This window comes from Acinetobacter genomosp. 15BJ, assembly GCF_000400715.1.
Lineage (GTDB): Bacteria > Pseudomonadota > Gammaproteobacteria > Pseudomonadales > Moraxellaceae > Acinetobacter.
Map to the genome: position 1 here is coordinate 1562631 of NZ_KE007347.1, position 18742 is coordinate 1581372.

An 18742-nucleotide genomic window follows, 5' to 3' on the forward strand; every position below is an offset into this window, starting at 1 on the left:
ATCCTCTTATGAGGAAAAACTTTTATGAACTTCCAACAACTCAGAATTATTCGAGAAACTGTTCGCCAAAACTTTAATTTAACTGAAGCGTCTGCGGCACTTTATACCTCCCAATCTGGTGTCAGTAAACACATTAAAGATTTAGAAGATGAATTAGGCGTACAGCTCTTTGTACGTAAAGGTAAACGCTTATTAGGCCTCACCGAACCGGGCCAATCCTTATTAAGTATTGTGGAACGGATGTTGGTCGATGCTGACAATATTAAACGGCTAGCCGATGACTTTAATAAAGTTGATGAAGGCACACTGACTATTGCAACCACGCATACTCAGGCACGTTATGTACTGCCACCGATTGTGAATCAATTTAAAAAATTATTTCCAAAAGTACATTTGGTTTTACAACAAGCCAGCCCTGTTGAGATTGCAGAAATGCTACTACAAGGTGAAGCAGATATTGGTATTGCAACCGAGTCTTTAACAACAGAAGATAATTTGGCAAGCGTACCTTATTATGAATGGCACCATAGCATTATCACCCCAAAAGACCATCCTTTAGCGAAACTAGACAGAATCAGCTTAGATGTCTTAGCTGAATATCCGTTGATTACTTATCATGGTGGTTTTACTGGACGTTCGAAAATTGACAAAGCCTTTGAAGATGCACAATTGCATGCCGACATTGTAATGTCAGCACTTGATGCCGATGTAATCAAAACCTATGTTGAACTGAATATGGGCGTCGGAATTGTCAACGATGTCGCTTATGATGCAGAGCGTGATTATCGTTTACAGCAAATCAAAACAGATATATTTGGTGTTAATACGACATGGATTGCAGTACGCAAAGGACACCTGCTCCGTGGCTATGGTTATGAATTTATCTCTCTCTGCTCACCAGAGACGGATATTAAAGCACTGAAAAAAGTAGCTTATCCAGAAGAGTAATAGGTATTAAAAATAAAAGGCTCATATGAGCCCTTTTATTTTACAAACAATAAAGACATAAAAAAACGAGCATTAAGCTCGTTTTTTTATGCTGAATGCATGGATTAGAACTTAAAGCTCACACCCACTTTCGCAACTGGCATCCACTCATATCTGCTTTTGTTTTCAATATTGCGTTCTTCTTTCGCAATTTCATCATTCAAGCTAGCACCGCTACCATTAGTAGCTGTACCACCATTTACGTTTTGTAAAGTTGCTGTTGGATTACCAGTATAGTAAGCACCAACCTCACCAAACACACCGATGTTTTTATACACTTGCGGCGCAATACCAACACCTACATATGGTGCGATATCGTCTTTATAACGCATTTTACCTGCAATATGAACGTCAGACGTTGCATTAAAATCAGTGTTGTTTACACTGAAGTTACGACCTTGACCTACACGGCGATCAAGTGCGTAATCATTATCTAAGTAACCTACACCAGTAGCGACATATAATGAGTTTGCAAACATATTTGCACTTGTACCCCAAGGACGAATCTCAGCATTTAAATATGCCGTTTTATTGTCCATATCTAGGTCATATTTAGAGCCATTTACTTTAAGATCGTCAGACCAAGAAATGTCACCACCATTATAACCAAGGCTTAAGCTCACGTATGGATTGACTCGATATGAAATTGCACCACCGTAACCTGTAGTACCTACCTCAGCACGAACTGAAACTGGATCTAAGTATGAAGGGAATGCATAAACTGATTCCTTCACCACTTGTTCATCTGCTGCAAATGCAGTACCTGCAATCGCTGTTAATGCACCTGCTGCAAACATAACACGCAAAGCTTTCATTGAAGTCTCCTCAAAAAACGCTTTTATTTAAATAAATGTATAATTGTTGCTTGTGGAATAAGCATAAAAGAATGATCGCTAACTTTTTATACAGAAACTGATTACTTTTTGTTATTTTTTGATACAAATTCGAATGAATTATGTATTTCTAAATTATAGATAAAAAACAATGGTCTCCATTTTTATTACAGTTTTGTTGCTCAAATTTAAAACAATATATTGTAACTACTTTTTTCAAAGATTCTTGTCGAAAATTAGTGTAAAATCTTCAAAATTTTTTTGGAAGAACGAAGATCATGTCTCAGCTTTCTACAATCATTGAGCAAGCATTTGAAGACCGTGCCAACTATAGCGCAACGGACTGCCCAACAGAAATCCGTCAAGCTGTAGAAGAGGCATTAACTGCTTTAGACAACGGTACACTTCGTGTAGCGGAAAAAATTGATGGTGAGTGGGTTGTTCACCAATGGTTAAAAAAAGCAGTTTTACTTTCATTCAAACTCAATGACAACAAGCCAATTGAAGCTTGTGATCTTCGTTTCTATGACAAAGTAGATACTAAATACGCAGGTTGGACTGAAGAACAGTTCAAAGCTGCGGGTGTACGTGTTGTACCGCCTGCTGTAGCTCGTCGTGGTAGTTTCCAAGCGAAAAATGTGATTTTGATGCCTTCATATGTCAACATCGGTGCTTATGTAGATGAAGGTACCATGGTTGATACATGGGCTACTGTAGGTTCATGTGCGCAAATCGGTAAAAACGTTCACTTATCTGGTGGCGTTGGTATCGGTGGTGTTTTAGAGCCATTACAAGCAAACCCAACCATTATCGAAGATAACTGCTTCATCGGTGCACGTTCTGAAATCGTTGAAGGTGTGATTGTTGAAGAAGGTTCAGTAATTTCAATGGGCGTTTTCATTGGTCAATCAACTAAGATCTTCGATCGTGAAACAGGTGAAGTTCATTATGGCCGCGTACCAGCAGGTTCTGTGGTTGTTGCGGGTAGCCTTCCATCTAAATGCGGTACTTACAGCCTTTACGCTGCAATCATCGTGAAAAAAGTTGATGCGAAAACTCGCGCTAAAACTAGCTTGAACGATTTATTACGCGCAGACTAATTTTTAATATTTATTGCGGAACTTGATCGTTCCCCGTCTCTACGATCAGTCATGGTCGTAGAGATTTTGTTTTTTATGTAGCATGCTGCTGGTTGTAGCACCTGTTTGTGGTAACTGTTTATGGCTTCCTTACGTTCTTCTGCAATTCCTGTCTCCGATCCTGCGGCTGGTTTACGCATCACGGAGATCTTTTACTCTTTGCAAGGCGAAGCGAATACCTTTGGTTTGCCCACTGTATTTATTCGTTTAACAGGTTGCCCTTTACGCTGTAGTTATTGTGATACGACCTACTCTTTTGAAGGTGGTGAGCGTTTATCGCTTGAACACATTATCGAAACTGCAAGCCAACATAAAACACCCTATATTTGTGTCACAGGAGGCGAGCCACTTGCTCAGCCGAATTGCCTGATTTTATTACAGCGCCTATGTGACCTCGGTTTTGAAGTATCTCTAGAAACCAGTGGTGCCTTAGATGTGTCTAAAGTAGACCCACGTGTTTCAAAAGTACTTGATTTAAAAACACCGACCTCTAAAGAAGATCATCGAAATCTATACAGCAATCTTGACTACTTAACACCACATGATCAGATTAAATTTGTGATCTGTAATCGTGCGGACTATGAGTGGTCGAAACAACAACTTGAACAATTCCAGTTGCAAGATAAAGTGAGTACAGTATGGTTCTCACCTGCTTTTGCAGTTGAAAAAGGTGCTGTCGCCCTGCCTGCTTTGGCACGTGACTTAGCCCAATGGATTTTAGAAGACCATCTCCCTGTTCGTTTCCAATTACAGTTACATAAGCTGTTATGGAATGATGAATCTGGTCGTTAAAATACTCACCATATCCGTTCTGCAAAATAGATCGGCTTTTATCAAATTTATTTTTAGGTTGAATCATGGAAAATAATATGCGTTCTCGTGCCATCGTATTATTGTCTGGCGGCTTAGACTCAACAACGTGTCTTGCTTGGGCACAGGCAAATTATGAATGTATCGCCTTAAGCTTTATGTATGGTCAACGTTCGACGACTGAACTTGATGCAGCAAAAGCACTTGCACAACGTGCAGGCGTAGAACACCGTGTCATTAATATTGATTTGGGCAATTTAGGCGGCTCTGCGCTTACAGATCATAACATTGAAGTCCCAGAACAATTACAAGAAGGCATTCCTGTAACTTATGTTCCAGCACGTAACACTATTTTCTTATCTTATGCACTTGCTGCAGCCGAAGTTTTTGACGCTGCTGCCATCGTCATTGGAATCAATGCTGTTGATTATTCAGGATATCCAGACTGTCGCCCTGAATTTATTGATGCTTTTGCCAATTTGGCTCGTCTGGCAACAAAAGCAGGCGTTGAAGGAAAACCCCTTAAAATTGAAACACCTTTGTTACATTTATCCAAAGCGAATATTATACGCTTAGGCATCGAACATGGCGTAGACTATAGTCAAACGGTATCCTGCTATCAGGCAGATGCTCAAGGACGTGCATGTGGCAAATGCGACAGCTGTCGTTTACGTCAACAAGGTTTTATCGAAGCAGGTATTGCGGATCCAACGCGTTACGCTGAATAACCGATATAGGGTAAAAAATTAGGTACATTATATGAAGTTTTCTAAATCAAATCTTATTCTTTCTACAATGATGTCAGCTGCTGCATTATTTGCAACGGCAACTCACGCAGCTGATAATCCATTACAAACTGCGTATAAAAGTACCAATGTAAAAGCAGCGTTGGTCAATGTATGTAAAGACCAAACTGCGAAAGGCGGCAAATTAACAGCGGCAGAAGTGAGCAAATTCTGTGGTTGTCAAATTGATGCGCAAGGTAAAGTAACTGAAGCACAAAAATGGGAAATCCAAAGCGCAATCAATGCGAAGAAAAGCCCAAGTACTTTAGGTTTTGTACAACAGCAAAATAAAGATTTACAAGCTTGCTTAGGTGCACCGCTTGTGAGCAAGTTAGAAAAGCTCACTGAAGAAGCAATGAAAGCTGCTCAACAACAGCAGCAACAAGCACCGAAAAAATAAGCTTGTATTGCCCAGAACAAAGCCTGCATTTATGCGGGCTTTTTTATTAGGGTTTGTTAAAATCTCTTCTATCATGAATAAGTTGAATAACACCATGCAAGACCAATGGAAAACCAATGCTGATCAAAGGCAGTCTATCGTCTCTTTTAGTGGTGGAAAAGACAGTTCCCTCGCCTTATACCATGCCATGCAAACAGGCACAGTAATCGGGTTGATTGTGATGCTGGAAGAACAAGGGCAACGCTCTCGTTCACATGCAATGCCACTCGATATTATCCGTGCACAAGCAGATGCGATTGGTTTACCTGTGTATATGACATCATCGAGTTGGGCTGATTATGAAGCAAAGTTTATCGCGCTGCTCAATCAAGCCAAACTGCAAGGTGCTGAAGTACTGGTAACAGGTGATCTGGATATGCCTCAACATGGCTGTTGGCATGATCAAGTGACTCAGCACGTGGGACTAAAATTAGGCATGCCACTGTGGTTGCGCCCACATAAAGAAGTCGTAGAAGAGTTTATCAATCTTGGTTTTCGCAGTGTTATCGTGACAGTTAATCTTAAACTCGGTATGCAAGTCGAAGATTTAGGCAAAATTCTTACGCTGCAATACATCCAAGAATTAGAAAATCGTGGCATTGATCCATGTGGTGAAGGCGGTGAATTCCACACTACCGTGACTGATGGACCAATTTTTAACAAAGCTATTCCTGTACGCCAAGGCGATATTGTTTATCATGAGGAATATGCTTTTTTGCCACTTGAGCTTGAACAACTTTAATTTTATCGAAGGATGAACAATGTCTGAGAATATTCAATTACCGAATCACAGCTTCCCAACCACACAGGGTGAAGTGAATCTTGCAGAACTGAGTAGTGAATGGCTGGTGCTTTATTTCTATCCAAAGGATTCAACCCCAGGTTGTACTACTCAAGCCGTTGGCTTTTCTTGCTTAAAAGACCAATTTGATGCGTTAAACTGTCAAATTATTGGTGTATCACGCGACTCTGTCAAAGCACATCAGAACTTTACTGAAAAACAAGCGCTCACGATTGATTTGATCAGCGACAAAGAAGAAGTGTTATGCAAACATTTCGATGTGATTAAAGAAAAAAATATGTATGGCAAACAAGTGATGGGCATCGAACGCTCAACTTTTATTTTCCATAACCAGCAATTGGTCAAAAGCTATCGTAAGGTCAAAGCTGCTGGACATGCAGAACAAGTGCTTGAAGACTTAAAAGCATTACAATCAGCATAATCATGTTAAGTAACAAAAAAGCGAGTTAAAGACTCGCTTTTTTTATTCAAGCAAATTGCCCTCAGCTTTGTGATTGACGTATGATAAATAGATTAAAAGAATTAAATTAAAGACATTTAAAATGACTCATCTCAATGCTTTTTTGCCCCTATCCTTGTTATTTTTTCTAGCGGCATGTAACTCCAATGTACCTACGACTTCTCAAGATTCTGCCCCCTTAGTTGCACAAATTCAAAAATCAGCAACCGAAATACGCTGCCAAGATCTACAAAACCCCGCTTATCAACAAGTGATTCTTGATGCAATTAATGAAATTCGGCAACATCCACGTCAATGTGGTGGACAGCATTTTCCCGCAGTTACACCACTTAGATGGAACAATCACTTATATCAAAGTGCCTTGGCTCATGCCGAAGATATGGCGCAGTACAGTGTACTTGGACATGTCAGTAGCACAGGTCAAGATTTTAGAACCCGCCTAAAACAAACACAATTTAAAGGTCGAGGCGGCGGTGAAAACGTAGCACGTGGGCAAAAAAATTTAAATGATGTGATGGCAACATGGCTTGCCAGTCCTGTGCATTGTCATAATTTAATGCATCCCAAATTTACAGACTACGCGCTAGCCTGTACAGTCGATGCCTCAACCAAACAAAAGAGTTATTGGACTCAACAGTTTGGTGTTCGTTAAGAGGAATAAGCATGCAATCTGGATCAATCACCCCGATTCTTCGTATTTTTGATATGGAGCTCGCTCAATCATTTTACCTTGACTACTTGGGCTTCCAATTGGACTGGCAACATACGTTTGGGGATAACTTCCCTATTTATCTACAGATTTCCAAAGATGATTGCATCATTCATTTATCTGAACATTTCGGTGATGCTAGCCCGCATAGTGCCATTCGCATTTATTGGGAGAATCTCAGTTTGCTTCATGCAGAATTGGATGCAAAAGATTATAAATTTGCCAAACCCCAAATTGAGAAGACCGATTGGGAAACATTGGAGCTAAGTATTACCGATCCTTTTTCCAATCGAATTATCTTTTGGGAAGATGCTTAATCTTCCCTCAACATCAAGATTCATCAATATTAGAACGGTCATTGTGCTTAAACTTTTGTTGTAATTGTTGATACACCGATGATTTTTGAAATTCACTCAAAAACTGGATTGTCCCTTCAGGAAAAAATTCAGTTTGAATCTCCCCCCGATAATAAGCTTCACGCATTGGCGTGGCTGAAATTGAATCTTTCAAACTATCCAGTTCCACCATCTGCCACTCAGGAAATAAGCGTAAATAATACGAAGATTCATCCTTAAAATGACCGATTAACCCCACTTTCGCATCGGATTGAATGACAGCATTGACTAAATCTTTAACTTGTTTAACCCATTTTTCATCGTTATACACATCTACAACATGCACAAAATGAATCCGCTTTTGATCTTGTTCAGAAAAGTTCGACAGAATCATCTGTTCACGTTCAGATGCTAAAAATGGATTTTTGATGTTACGTTCCGATTGAGCTGAACCCAAAGCCAAGATCACGTTCTGACTTTGTTGTAATGCAATTTCAATGGTTTGCATATGCGCCAAATGAAAAGGCTGAAAGCGTCCAATAAAAACAAGATAGTCAAATGTGTACATAGGCGTAATTTCACTTTTTGTGAACTCATCAGTTGTGTCATTCAGATAAATATGCGACATAATGAGAGCACTTAAAAATCAATCTGGATTAAAGCAAGGATAGTACGATGACACTTAGCTGTATTCAACAACCTCATCAACATTTGCAAGCAAATTTAGAAGATGGCGTACTCACCTTAGCCATTAACCGTTCAGAAGCAAAGAATGCACTCTATGGCGAACTTTATCTTTGGATCGCAAAAGCCTTAGATGAAGCAGATGCGGATAAAGACGTTCGTGTGGTGATCTTCCGTGGTGCAGAACAAGACTTTACTGCGGGTAATGACATGAAAGACTTTATGGGCTTTATCCAAAAGCCACATGAAGGTAAAGCTGGCGATCAACCTCCATTTGTATTGTTAAAAGCTGCTGCACGTTTTTCCAAGCCGTTGATCATTGCCGTAAAAGGTGTAGCAATTGGTATTGGTGTAACGCTTCTATTACATGCTGACCTCGTTTTCGCAGATAACACGGCCCTATTCCAAATTCCATTTGTCAGCCTTGGCCTGTCTCCAGAAGGTGCTGCAAGTCGTTTATTGGTTAAACAAGCAGGCTACCAGAAAGCAGCTGAGTTGTTATTCACAGCGAAAAAATTTGATGCAGCAACTGCGGTAAAAGCCAATCTAGTCAATGATGTGGTTGAAGATGTCTATGCAACTGCACAACAAACAGCTCAACATTTAGCTGCATTGCCATTAGCGTCGATCAAACAAAGTAAGGCATTAATGAAACAAGACTTGGCTGAAATCATCGCATGTGTTGATGATGAAGCTGAAATCTTTATGCAACGTGTACGTTCTCCTGAAATGATGGAAGCAGTACAAGCCTTTATGCAAAAGCGTAAACCTGATTTTTCTCAGTTTAATTAATGCAATAGTCGTTCATTAAACCAAGCCACTTCGTTGCTAAACTGAGTGGCTTTTTTATTTTCGTCATTCATCTAGATATTCAACATTGGACAGACTAAGCTCAAGCTAGATTAAAATTAGATTGCAAAGAATTTATGAAAGTTGTGATTGCCCCTGATTCATTTAAGGACAGCCTATCTGCACACGGTATTGCTCAGGCAATTGCTTTAGCTTGGCAACAAGTCTTTCCTGATGCAGAGATTATTCAATGCCCTATGGCGGATGGTGGAGAAGGCTCCATTGAAGCCGTCTTAGAGGTGTGTTCAGGGCAATGGCGTGAGCAAATGGTGCAAGGCCCTCTTGGTGAATCCGTAATCGCCAAATGGGGCTGGTTAGACACTGAAAAAATTGCCATTATTGAAATGGCACAAGCCAGCGGTATTCAACTGCTTCAGCCATCACAACGTGATGCATGTAACAGCAGTACCTATGGCACTGGACAACTGATTCTCGCAGCATTAGATGCAGGCGCTAAGGAAATTATTCTCACGATTGGCGGGAGCGCAACCAATGACGCTGGGACAGGCTTATTGAAGGCATTAGGTGCCACGTTTCTGGATACAGACCATAATCCCTTACCTGCTGGCGGCATAACACTCCAAAACTTGGCTGAAATCAATTTAGATCAGTTTGATCCACGGATTCAACAAACCCAATTCCTATTAGCTGCCGATGTGACCAATCCTTTATGTGGTCCAAATGGTGCTTCACATATTTTCGGGCCACAAAAAGGCGCTTCACCTCAACAAGTGTTGGAGTTAGATCAAGCCCTCTCCCACTTTGCCGACGTTACTGCTCAATACTTTGGCTTTGATCAACGCAATGAGACTGGCGCAGGAGCAGCAGGTGGCTTAGGTTTTGCGGCTAAAACATTCTTAAAGGCTGAGTTTCGATCTGGAGTCGAAGTCATTGCAGAACTGAATCAGCTCGCTGCCAAAATCCAAGGGGCTGATTGGGTGATTACAGGTGAAGGAAAGTTTGATGAGCAGACTTTAAACGGTAAAACACCTTTTGGCGTCGCCAAAATTGCACAATCTGCCAATGTCCCCGTCATTGTGATAGCAGGAACGCTTGGAGAGAATTATCAAGCACTTTACCCACATGGTATTACTGCTGCTTTTTCATTAACCTCAGGCCCAACCAGTCTAGAAGATGCTTGCTATAATGCCGCAGAACTGGTGAGCGCACGAACGACGGATATTGCTCGGTTGATTCAAAGCAGTATGCTTAGAAAAGAATAAAGTTTATTGAATATATAAAATCTGAATAAACTCGAAGGCAGGTTCTTCATAAGGATGGCTTGCCTTTAAAGCTTTTGCCACAGCACTGGCCATTTCTTCAGAGACTATGGTTTCAACTCGCCATTCTTCGAGTTGCTCTAACTCATCCAATTGTCCTAAGAACGGATTTGCACCTTTTACGGGCTTAAACTGACCAATACCCTTCACTTGCCAAGCACAATGTTCGTAATTGCCAATACCGCCTGCTCCTGCTTCGAAAATGACAGATTTTGTAGATTCAAGGTGAGACTCTGGCACGTAATAAATCAATTTTAGCATCGCTTAGACAGCTCAAATCAAATAGATGAGATCTTAATCATAACGCGATAAAAGCTGAATAATCAAAGCGAAATATTGATCACTAAGTAACTGACGACAATGAATAGCGTTTGTGTCGCCACTGTTAAACCAAACCAGAACCAACCCTTGTCTTTTGTATGCAATGTTCTTAAATAATTTTCATTTTTCATGATCCAATTTCCCATATTTTGTTCATTGTCAAAATATAGAAAGCAAGAATTGAGCCACTAAATAAATAGAAACAAGAACAACAATGATGATAAAATAACCACTTTAAACTCAATCTAATAGGTCATCAAAATGGGATAACATCAAAGCAAACACTTTTGCTACGACAAGAAAAACGACAAACACATCAAAACTCACCTTTAATTTTTACTGTAGATGACGTGTTTTCAAATCAAGAATGTCTTTCATTCATCGAACTTAGTCACCAATATCATTATGAAACAGCCGATATATTCGTAAACTCGGCTCGTCAAGTGCTCGCCAATGTCAGAAATAATAAACGAGTGATTTATGATGATATTCAGCTTGCTGAAACACTATTTTCCAAACTTGAACATTTCCTTCCTGAACAATTGAATGGCTGGAAGTTAAGTGGCTTAAATGAACGTTTTCGTTTTTATCGTTATGAAAATGGAGAAACATTTAGACCACATTGGGATGGTATACATGAAGTGAATGACTGGCATAGTAGCCAACTTACTTTATTAATCTATCTGAGTGAAGATTTTATTGGTGGTGAAACTATTTTTTATCGTAATAGTGGCATGTTGAAACCATGCAAAGAAACTCAAACCACTAACATTCAACCAAAAATTGGACAAATTCTTGTATTTGAACATCAGCAATTGCATGAAGGCGCACCTGTTGTCTCAGGTCAAAAATATGTACTTCGTACAGATGTGATGTATAAACATCCGATGCTGCTAAAAGATGAAAATAATCAGAGGATATAACTATACCTCGTTTTGTTTAAAAGGCTTTACCTACTGAATGGGCTTAGCCTTTTTAAATTATTTTGAGTAGAATAATTTTTTTGAAAAATCAAAACCAAAATGCAGAGTTCTTTCCAATCACAATGGGATCTTTTTTATCCCAACAAACTTCCAATTTCTCATTATTTAGTCCAAGATTTTCCACAATTTTGGTTCAGAATCCACAGCCTTCCCGAATCAAAGAGATATGCGGATACGACTGCCGAATATGAATTGTTATTAAATCGACATAATAAAATTATTACAGACTGCTTTGGGGATGATGCTTCTATATTCATTGTCTCAGGTCACTATTTTAGCCATTCCCGTAACAATAAAGCCTATGATCCAGCCTTTATACTCCCCTACAAATTTCATTTAGAGCAAGAAATAAACTTCAAGCAACTCAATCCTGAAGATTATGATGATGACGAAGAAGATTCTTTTTTTAGACCATATTCTCTAGAAACAACTTGGCAACCGAACACTCACAATGAATTATTAAAAAAAATTGCTGATGATGAAGTCCGAGCTATTATCGTTTCTTTTGAGCAGAACATCATTGTTGCTCCCTATGATGGCGGCATTGATTTTATTATCTTTGATGAAGCGAAAAGAAATGATTTAAGAAACAAATATCAAGACTGGCTTTCACCAATAGCAGATGGATTATGACGACGTTAAGCTATTCCTTAAAAAGCTTAGAGCTTCTTTAAAAGTTTCATGCCAATGATCATCTGGTTGTTGATCTAAACAATACCAAAAGAACCTAAAGTCTAAACCACCGCCATCCTGACAATGATGTTGCCACGTTTCAGCCAACTCACCCTTCACCTCGCATAAATAGAAATACCAATCTTGCTGATTAAATCTAAGTATGAGGTTACCCAGAAACTTGGGATTAGGCCGAGCAATCAACCCTGATTCTTCAAACAACTCACGAATTGCAGCTTGTTCATATTGCTCAGCTTGTTCAACTGTACCCTTAACCAATTGAGTCCCAGCTAGTGGATGATGAAAAGCCAATATATCTATACCTTGGTTTTTATGTCTTAAAATTACAGGGACAACTTTTTTCATAGCTTTGTTATTTTAAATAAAAGAAACATGAATCAAAAACCATCCTATATAACATATCAGCGTTCAATAATTGACACCATAGGACAATTTTAATTATTGATCATCTTATGATCTTTTAACCAATGTTAAAAAAATATATAAAAGATCAATCAGGATATATATCGCTCAGTCAAATATCCCATGATTCGCTCAATTAGATTTTAAAGCGAGTCAATAAAATTTAAAAAACTAGAATCCAAAGCAAAGAGTATTTATATGCCTCATAAACCTCTGATGACCTTAATTTTCACTTTTAGTGCTTTAACAAAATCTACTCTTCTCTATGCAAATGAAATAGCAAACCTTAAACAAATGGAGTCAAGTCCGCATCATTCATCTTCGACACCTAGAAACATGAAACAAATTTATCAAGGTGAACATGGAATATGGTTTCTTTCTAAACATCGTGGCAGAAAAGGAGGATGTGCTGTTACTTATAATTCTGATTTAAGCCAACTCACCCTCTTCGGTCCTACAGAAAAAAGTACTGGAGCATTGGTATTTACAGGTCCTCATATACCAACAACGGCCAGTAATCAACAACTCGACATTGTGATGCGGACTGATCAATCTGAAACTTTAACTGAGGCAACACTCATCCCAAGCCATACGAAAGGGATCTTACTTGTCCCAGTCACTATGGTACAAACAGCGTCTAATCTGGATGATGTTGGTGCAATGGAAATTCTACTAAAAGGCAAAACAATCTACGCATCATCTATTAGCGGTGGTTTCAGAGCGCGTGATGCATTAATGAGTTGCATCAAAAGCTAAATATAAAAAGCCATCTCATGATGGCTTTTAAACATACGGAACCCCATTTAAATGGGGTAAAATTGATCAACTTCCAGATTCTTTCAGTTGGTTTTTCTCATACTGTGTCATCGCAAAAGCCAAACCACACAAAATCACAAAACCACTGGTCATTGGAATCAAAGTACCGTTATATAACTGCCCAATAATTGAAGCGAGAATCAAAGACAATACTGAAGACGATGCCCCAATAATCGCAGAAGCCATACCTGCCACATGCCCCATCGGTTCCATTGCAATCGCATTCAGATTGCCAAATAGCGTTCCAAACAATAAAAACAGAATGCAGGCATACAACATAAACATCCAGAACGAAACTGGCACACCCACAAGCTGAATGATTAGGAACAGCAATGAGATTAGACTTAAACCAAGAAAACCATAAATACAGATGGGACGCATGCCAAACTTCATGACAATTCTAGAGTTAGTAAAGGAAGCAATCCCCATCACACCTGCTAATAAAGCAAAATAGGCACTGAATTCCTGCCCTGTTTTACCGAATTGCTGCATAAAGATTTGCTGCGAAGTCCCAAGATATCCAATAAAACCGCCAAAGCAAAAGCCTGCGCACAATAAATAACTCATAGTGGTTTTATTGCTTACCACTTCCTTAAAACCATCTTTAAACGCTTGTACCCGCATTGGCAGACGATTCTCAGGCACCAAGGTTTCTTCTAGCCTTAAAGCAACCCAAGCTCCAACAGCTACGGCATAGACCATATACAATACAAAAATATCGCGCCAGCCAAAGAAATGAATAATCAGTTGTCCCAAGCTCGGTGCAACTGCAGGTGCTACCATAAACACCATCATGATCAAAGACATGATCCGCGCCATTTGGGCACCACTATATTTATCCCGAACGATGGAAATCGATGCCACATAAGGCCCTGAAACACCGACACCCTGAATAAAACGCCCCAGCAAGAACCATTCAAAACTTTGGGTGGAATAGCACAATAAACTGCCTAAAAAGTAGATCACGATGCCAGTGAATAAAATCCGTTTCCGTCCGATCGCATCGGACAATGGTCCTGCAATCAGTTGCCCGATGGTCATGCCTGAGAAAATACTAATAATCACCCATTGCGCTTGATTATTATTTTGCAAAGTAAAAACACGACCAATTTCACCCAGTGCAGGTAAAACAGCATCAATTGAAAATGAGACGATGGACATGAGTAATGCCATCAGCAGTGCGAATTCGCGGAAATGGATTTTTGATTTCATTTTTCTTGTCCATTGATGATTATTTTATACTGAATTAAATAAGCCACCTGACGGTGGCTTATTACATGGGTTTAATTAACCAATAAATTTACGTGCGTTACGGAACATACGTAACCAAGCACCATCTTCAGCCCAATCTTCTGGCTTCCAAGAATGCTGTAAAGCACGGAAGTTACGCTCTGGGTGCGGCATCATCACTGTTGCACGACCATCTTTAGAGGTTAAACCTGTAATCGCTTCAGGTGAACCGTTCGGGTTCAATGGATAGTGCTGAGTTGGATTACCCAAACTATCCACATAACGCAAGATCACTTGGTTCTCAGCATTTAAAGCAGCAATTTGCTGTTCAGTTGCAACCAGACGACCTTCACCATGCGCAACAGCGATTGGTAAAATCGAACCTTGCATATCTTCGAGCAATACAGAAACTGATTTTTCTACAAGAACGTTCACGGCACGCGCTTCAAATACTTCTGATGTATTGCGGTGGAAACGGCCCCAATGCTCTGCACCTGGAATCAGTGGTGCAAGTTGCGACATCATTTGACAGCCATTACAAACACCTAAGCTGAATGTATTTTGACGATGGAAGAACTGCTCAAACTGGTCACGTAATTTCGCATTGAACAATACTGATTTCGCCCAACCACCACCAGCACCCATCACGTCACCGTATGAGAAGCCACCACAAGCCACTAAACCTTCAAAGTCGCTTAAGCTGACACGGCCTGCAAGTAAGTCACTCATGTGTACGTCGATGGTGTTGAAACCAACTTTATCAAAAGCAGCTGCCATTTCAACATGACCATTCACACCCTGCTCACGCAAGATGGCCATATTAGGACGACGTGTATTGATAAACGGCGCTTCAACAGGTTCATTTAAATCATAAGTCGCTTGTGCAATTAAACCTTTGTGGTTTTGATCTGCAATTAAAGCAAACTCTTGATCAGCAGTTTCAACATTATCACGTAAGCGTTGGATCTGATGCGATACTTCTGCCCATGCTTGTTGCAATTCAGCACGTTCTAAAGTCAAACCATTTACCGCCAATTGATCGGTTGTATTGACACGACCAACCACTGCAATTGCATCTTTCAAACTTGATGCCGCAACTTCAACTTCTAACTGTGCCCAATCCGCAGCTGTGATTTGCAGTACAGCACCAATTTCTTCAGCAAATAAGCTTTCAGTCGTTTGATTTTCTAAGGCAACACCTAAGCGTGAAGCAAACATCATTTCAGCAACAGTCGCCAATAAACCGCCATCACCGATGTCATGGTAAGCCTTAATCACCCCACGATTGTTCCAGTCTTGAATCAAGGCAAAGAATGCTTTGAAGTCATCAAAACTATCGACATCAGGTGTCACAGAACCAATTGCTTTGTACACTTGAGCAAGGATCGAACCGCCTAAACGGAACTGGCCTTTAGACAAATCAATACGTACCAGTACTGAGTCTGCCAAGTTCTTCAATTCAGGTGTTAAGGTTTTACGAACATCTAGAACTGGTGCAAATGCTGTGATTACACCTGTCATTGGCGAAGTCACCGCTTTGTCTTCACCATCGTTCCACGTGGTACGCATTGAAAGTGAATCTTTACCGACTGGAATTGCGATGCCTAATGCAGGACACATTTCCATACCAATCGCTTTCACACCTTCGAACAGAGCTTGGTCTTCACCTTTTTGACCTGCCGCTGCCATCCAGTTTGCAGAAAGTTTGATATCACTGATTTGTTCGATGTTGGCACAAGCAATATTGGTGATTGCTTCAGCAACCGCTAAACGTGCAGATGCAGCAGGATTCAATAATGCTACTGGTGGACGTTCACCCATTGCCATGGCTTCACCTGTGAAGCCTTGCAAGCTTGTGGTGGTTACTGCTGCATCAGCAACAGGCACCTGCCAGCGACCAACCATCTGATCACGTGCAACCATACCGGTAATCGAACGGTCACCAATGGTGATCAAGAACGATTTAGACGCAACGGTTGGATTCTTCAATACGCGGAAAATCGCATCTTTTAAATCAACTTTTGCAGCATCAAAGTCATTGCCTGTACGCTCAATCGTTTCATATGAACGTTGCATACGCGGTGTACCGCCTAAGATCACCTGCATTGGGATATCGACAGGCTTGTTCTCAAACAAAGGATCTTCAACCGTTAAGTGACGCGCTTCTGTCGCCTCACCGAGTACCGCAAACGGGCAACGCTCACGTGCACAAATTTCTTCAAATTGTTCTAAAGACTCTGGGCGAATGGCAAGCACATAACGTTCTTGCGCTTCATTTGACCAAATTTCCATCGGGCTCATGCCTGGCTCTAATGATGGAATTTTACGCAGGTTAAGCACTGCACCCAACTCATGATCATTCACAAGTTCTGGCATAGCATTAGATACACCACCCGCACCCACATCATGTACAGACACGATTGGGTTAAAGTCTTCTAAGCGCCAGCAGGTATCGATGACTTCTTGGCAACGGCGTTCCATTTCTGGGTTTTCACGTTGAACAGAAGCAAAGTCCAAGCTCTCGCCCATGGTACCGCTGTCTACAGAAGATGCTGCGCCACCGCCAAGACCAATCAACATTGCAGGACCGCCCAATACAATGAGCAAGTCACCTGGTTGAATCGCATCTTTTTCAACATGGTCAGGACGAATGTTACCGTAACCACCTGCAATCATGATTGGCTTATGGAAGCCTTTCACGTCACCATTGACATTCTGTTCAAAGGTACGGAAATAACCATTTAATGCTGGGCGACCAAATTCGTTGTTAAACGCAGCACCACCCAATGGACCTTCAATCATAATTTGTAATGGCGATGCCATACGTGAAGGTTTACCGTAGTTATCTTCCCAAGGTTGTTCAAAACCAGGGATATTTAAGTTCGAAACAGTAAAGCCTGTTAAACCTGCTTTTGGTTTACCACCACGACCTGTTGCACCTTCATCACGGATTTCACCGCCCGAACCTGTTGCAGCACCTGCAAATGGAGCAATTGCAGTTGGATGGTTGTGTGTTTCAACCTTCATTAAAATATGAGCGGCTTGGCTCTTATATTTATAAACGAAGTGACCATTTTCATCCGCTTTCGGATAAAAACGCATGGTGTCATAACCCACGATGACAGAGGCGTTATCTTTATATGCCGACAATACATCTGTTGGAGATTCTTTATAGGTATTTTTAATCATTTGGAACAAAGACAACGGTTGTTTTTCACCATCAATTGTCCATTCTGAACCAAAGATTTTATGACGACAGTGTTCAGAGTTTGCTTGTGCAAACATCATCAATTCGATGTCGTTTGGATTACGACCTAGCTTGGTAAATGCTTCGGTTAAGTAATCTATTTCTTGCTCAGATAAAGCAAAGCCAAATTCATTGTTGGCTTTGACTAATGCTTCTTTTCCTTTACCCAAAATATCAATTGAGTTCAATGGCTTCGGCGCTGTTTCTGAGAATAGAGCTTTTGCATCATCAATTTGAGCAAAAACACTCTCTGTCATACGGTCATGTAAGGCCAATTTCACTTCGTTCGAAATCTCTTTCACACCTTTTAGTGTAAATAACAGACCACGCTCTAAACGGTGAATGGGCGTATTACAGTTTTGGAAAATATCAGTTGCTTTAGATGACCACGGCGAGATTGTCCCCACACGTGGTGTCACTAAAATCTGGATTTCATCACTTGCAGCTTGGCGAAGTTCGAAAGATTGACCATCGTTTAAAAGTTGTAATGCCGATTGATGTTGCTGCTCGTTGAGCGCTTGATCAAACAAATAAACCCACTGGCTGTCAAAAGATTGAACAGAACTCATTGACGTTAATCGGTTTAAGAGTTGAGCTTTCTTGAAAGAAGAATGTGCTGATGCACCGGCCACGATAAACATGTTGACTTTGGCTCCACGGGTGGGTCTAACGAACCTACCACAATGTGACTTATGAAAGAGCGCATATTCTACTGTGAAAGGCTCATTTCAGCTAGCTATATCCATCTTAAAAATCAGAGTTTTCTACTGCAAATGGCTTAATTTCTTGTAGCTTTATCCATTTTACTTTATTCGTAACAATTCATTTAGCCTGCTGTATAAATCATATTTCTTGTTTGCAACTCTTCTTTTATGGAAATACCAAACTGAAAAAAGAATTGATCATTGCGTACAAGTGAACCTTTTACACCATCATCA

General features: G+C 40.4%; 21 protein-coding genes. 14 read left to right on the forward strand and 7 right to left on the reverse strand.

The genetic code is table 11. The features are described 5' to 3' along the window. The first annotated feature begins 24 nt into the window (after positions 1-24). A complete protein-coding gene (locus tag F896_RS06880; RefSeq protein ID WP_016164237.1) occupies positions 25-948 on the forward strand; it encodes a CysB family HTH-type transcriptional regulator in 924 nt (307 codons plus the stop codon). Between the two features lie 104 nt (positions 949-1052). On the opposite strand, the gene carO is transcribed toward F896_RS06880, so the two are convergent. Continuing rightward, complete coding sequence (gene carO / locus F896_RS06875; RefSeq protein WP_016164238.1) at positions 1053-1802, reverse strand: ornithine uptake porin CarO; 750 nt, start codon at positions 1800-1802, stop codon at positions 1053-1055. A gap of 296 nt (positions 1803-2098) precedes the next feature. Here carO and dapD point away from each other — a divergent pair, with 296 nt between their 5' ends. From dapD to F896_RS06835, 8 genes are all read left to right on the forward strand, one after another. After that, positions 2099-2920, forward strand: a complete 822-nt coding sequence (gene dapD, locus F896_RS06870; protein WP_004805724.1) for a 2,3,4,5-tetrahydropyridine-2,6-dicarboxylate N-succinyltransferase — start codon at positions 2099-2101, stop codon at positions 2918-2920. A gap of 120 nt (positions 2921-3040) precedes the next feature. Next, a complete protein-coding gene (gene queE, locus F896_RS06865; RefSeq protein ID WP_005189947.1) occupies positions 3041-3751 on the forward strand; it encodes a 7-carboxy-7-deazaguanine synthase QueE in 711 nt (236 codons plus the stop codon). Between the two features lie 77 nt (positions 3752-3828). Next, a complete protein-coding gene (gene queC, locus F896_RS06860; RefSeq protein WP_201772399.1) occupies positions 3829-4497 on the forward strand; it encodes a 7-cyano-7-deazaguanine synthase QueC in 669 nt (222 codons plus the stop codon). Positions 4498-4528: 31 nt separating this feature from the next. After that, positions 4529-4954: a hypothetical protein gene (locus F896_RS06855; RefSeq protein ID WP_016164239.1), complete on the forward strand. Its 426-nt coding sequence runs from the start codon at positions 4529-4531 to the stop codon at positions 4952-4954. A gap of 94 nt (positions 4955-5048) precedes the next feature. Further along, the gene (locus F896_RS06850) at positions 5049-5735 is read left to right on the forward strand and encodes a Dph6-related ATP pyrophosphatase (RefSeq protein WP_032882274.1); all 687 of its coding nucleotides are present in this window, start codon (positions 5049-5051) and stop codon (positions 5733-5735) included. A 19-nt stretch (positions 5736-5754) separates the two neighbouring features. Next, positions 5755-6216, forward strand: a complete 462-nt coding sequence (locus tag F896_RS06845; protein WP_016164241.1) for a peroxiredoxin — start codon at positions 5755-5757, stop codon at positions 6214-6216. Positions 6217-6337: 121 nt separating this feature from the next. Continuing rightward, positions 6338-6907: a CAP domain-containing protein gene (locus tag F896_RS06840; protein WP_016164242.1), complete on the forward strand. Its 570-nt coding sequence runs from the start codon at positions 6338-6340 to the stop codon at positions 6905-6907. A gap of 11 nt (positions 6908-6918) precedes the next feature. Next, positions 6919-7281, forward strand: a complete 363-nt coding sequence (locus F896_RS06835) for a glyoxalase superfamily protein (RefSeq protein WP_016164243.1) — start codon at positions 6919-6921, stop codon at positions 7279-7281. A 13-nt stretch (positions 7282-7294) separates the two neighbouring features. Here F896_RS06835 and F896_RS06830 read toward each other — a convergent pair whose 3' ends face one another. After that, positions 7295-7867, reverse strand: a complete 573-nt coding sequence (locus F896_RS06830; RefSeq protein WP_171069695.1) for a nicotinate-nicotinamide nucleotide adenylyltransferase — start codon at positions 7865-7867, stop codon at positions 7295-7297. Between the two features lie 107 nt (positions 7868-7974). Between F896_RS06830 and F896_RS06825 the strand changes: the two genes are divergently transcribed. Further along, on the forward strand, positions 7975-8775 hold the full coding sequence (locus F896_RS06825) for an enoyl-CoA hydratase-related protein (protein ID WP_016164245.1): 801 nt from the start codon (positions 7975-7977) through the stop codon (positions 8773-8775). A gap of 134 nt (positions 8776-8909) precedes the next feature. After that, positions 8910-10055, forward strand: coding sequence for a glycerate kinase (locus F896_RS06820; RefSeq protein WP_016164246.1), 1146 nt, complete (start codon positions 8910-8912; stop codon positions 10053-10055). A gap of 3 nt (positions 10056-10058) precedes the next feature. Here the strand turns inward: F896_RS06820 and F896_RS06815 are convergent, their stop codons facing one another. Together F896_RS06815 and F896_RS21345 are read right to left on the reverse strand one after the other, a co-directional pair. Beyond that, positions 10059-10373 carry a YqfO family protein gene (locus tag F896_RS06815; protein WP_016164247.1) on the reverse strand — a complete coding sequence of 105 codons (315 nt, stop codon included), beginning with the start codon at positions 10371-10373 and terminating at the stop codon, positions 10059-10061. Between the two features lie 62 nt (positions 10374-10435). Continuing rightward, positions 10436-10567, reverse strand: a complete 132-nt coding sequence (locus tag F896_RS21345; protein WP_265596757.1) for a KGW motif small protein — start codon at positions 10565-10567, stop codon at positions 10436-10438. Between the two features lie 153 nt (positions 10568-10720). Between F896_RS21345 and F896_RS06810 the strand changes: the two genes are divergently transcribed. Next, positions 10721-11356, forward strand: coding sequence for a 2OG-Fe(II) oxygenase (locus F896_RS06810; protein WP_016164249.1), 636 nt, complete (start codon positions 10721-10723; stop codon positions 11354-11356). Positions 11357-11455: 99 nt separating this feature from the next. Then, positions 11456-12049, forward strand: a complete 594-nt coding sequence (locus tag F896_RS06805) for a DUF3885 domain-containing protein (protein ID WP_016164250.1) — start codon at positions 11456-11458, stop codon at positions 12047-12049. Here F896_RS06805 and F896_RS06800 read toward each other — a convergent pair. Further along, complete coding sequence (locus F896_RS06800; protein WP_016164251.1) at positions 12044-12454, reverse strand: NUDIX hydrolase; 411 nt, start codon at positions 12452-12454, stop codon at positions 12044-12046. The genes F896_RS06805 and F896_RS06800 overlap by 6 nt on opposite strands. A 255-nt stretch (positions 12455-12709) precedes the next feature. On the opposite strand from F896_RS06800, the gene F896_RS06795 reads away from it, so the two are divergent. Beyond that, complete coding sequence (locus F896_RS06795; RefSeq protein WP_016164252.1) at positions 12710-13267, forward strand: hypothetical protein; 558 nt, start codon at positions 12710-12712, stop codon at positions 13265-13267. A 66-nt stretch (positions 13268-13333) separates the two neighbouring features. On the opposite strand, the gene F896_RS06790 is transcribed toward F896_RS06795, so the two are convergent. Continuing rightward, complete coding sequence (locus tag F896_RS06790; protein ID WP_016164253.1) at positions 13334-14539, reverse strand: multidrug effflux MFS transporter; 1206 nt, start codon at positions 14537-14539, stop codon at positions 13334-13336. 75 nt (positions 14540-14614) lie between these two features. Then, on the reverse strand, positions 14615-18445 hold the full coding sequence (purL, locus tag F896_RS06785; RefSeq protein WP_016164254.1) for a phosphoribosylformylglycinamidine synthase: 3831 nt from the start codon (positions 18443-18445) through the stop codon (positions 14615-14617). Between the last annotated feature and the right edge of the window lie 297 nt (positions 18446-18742).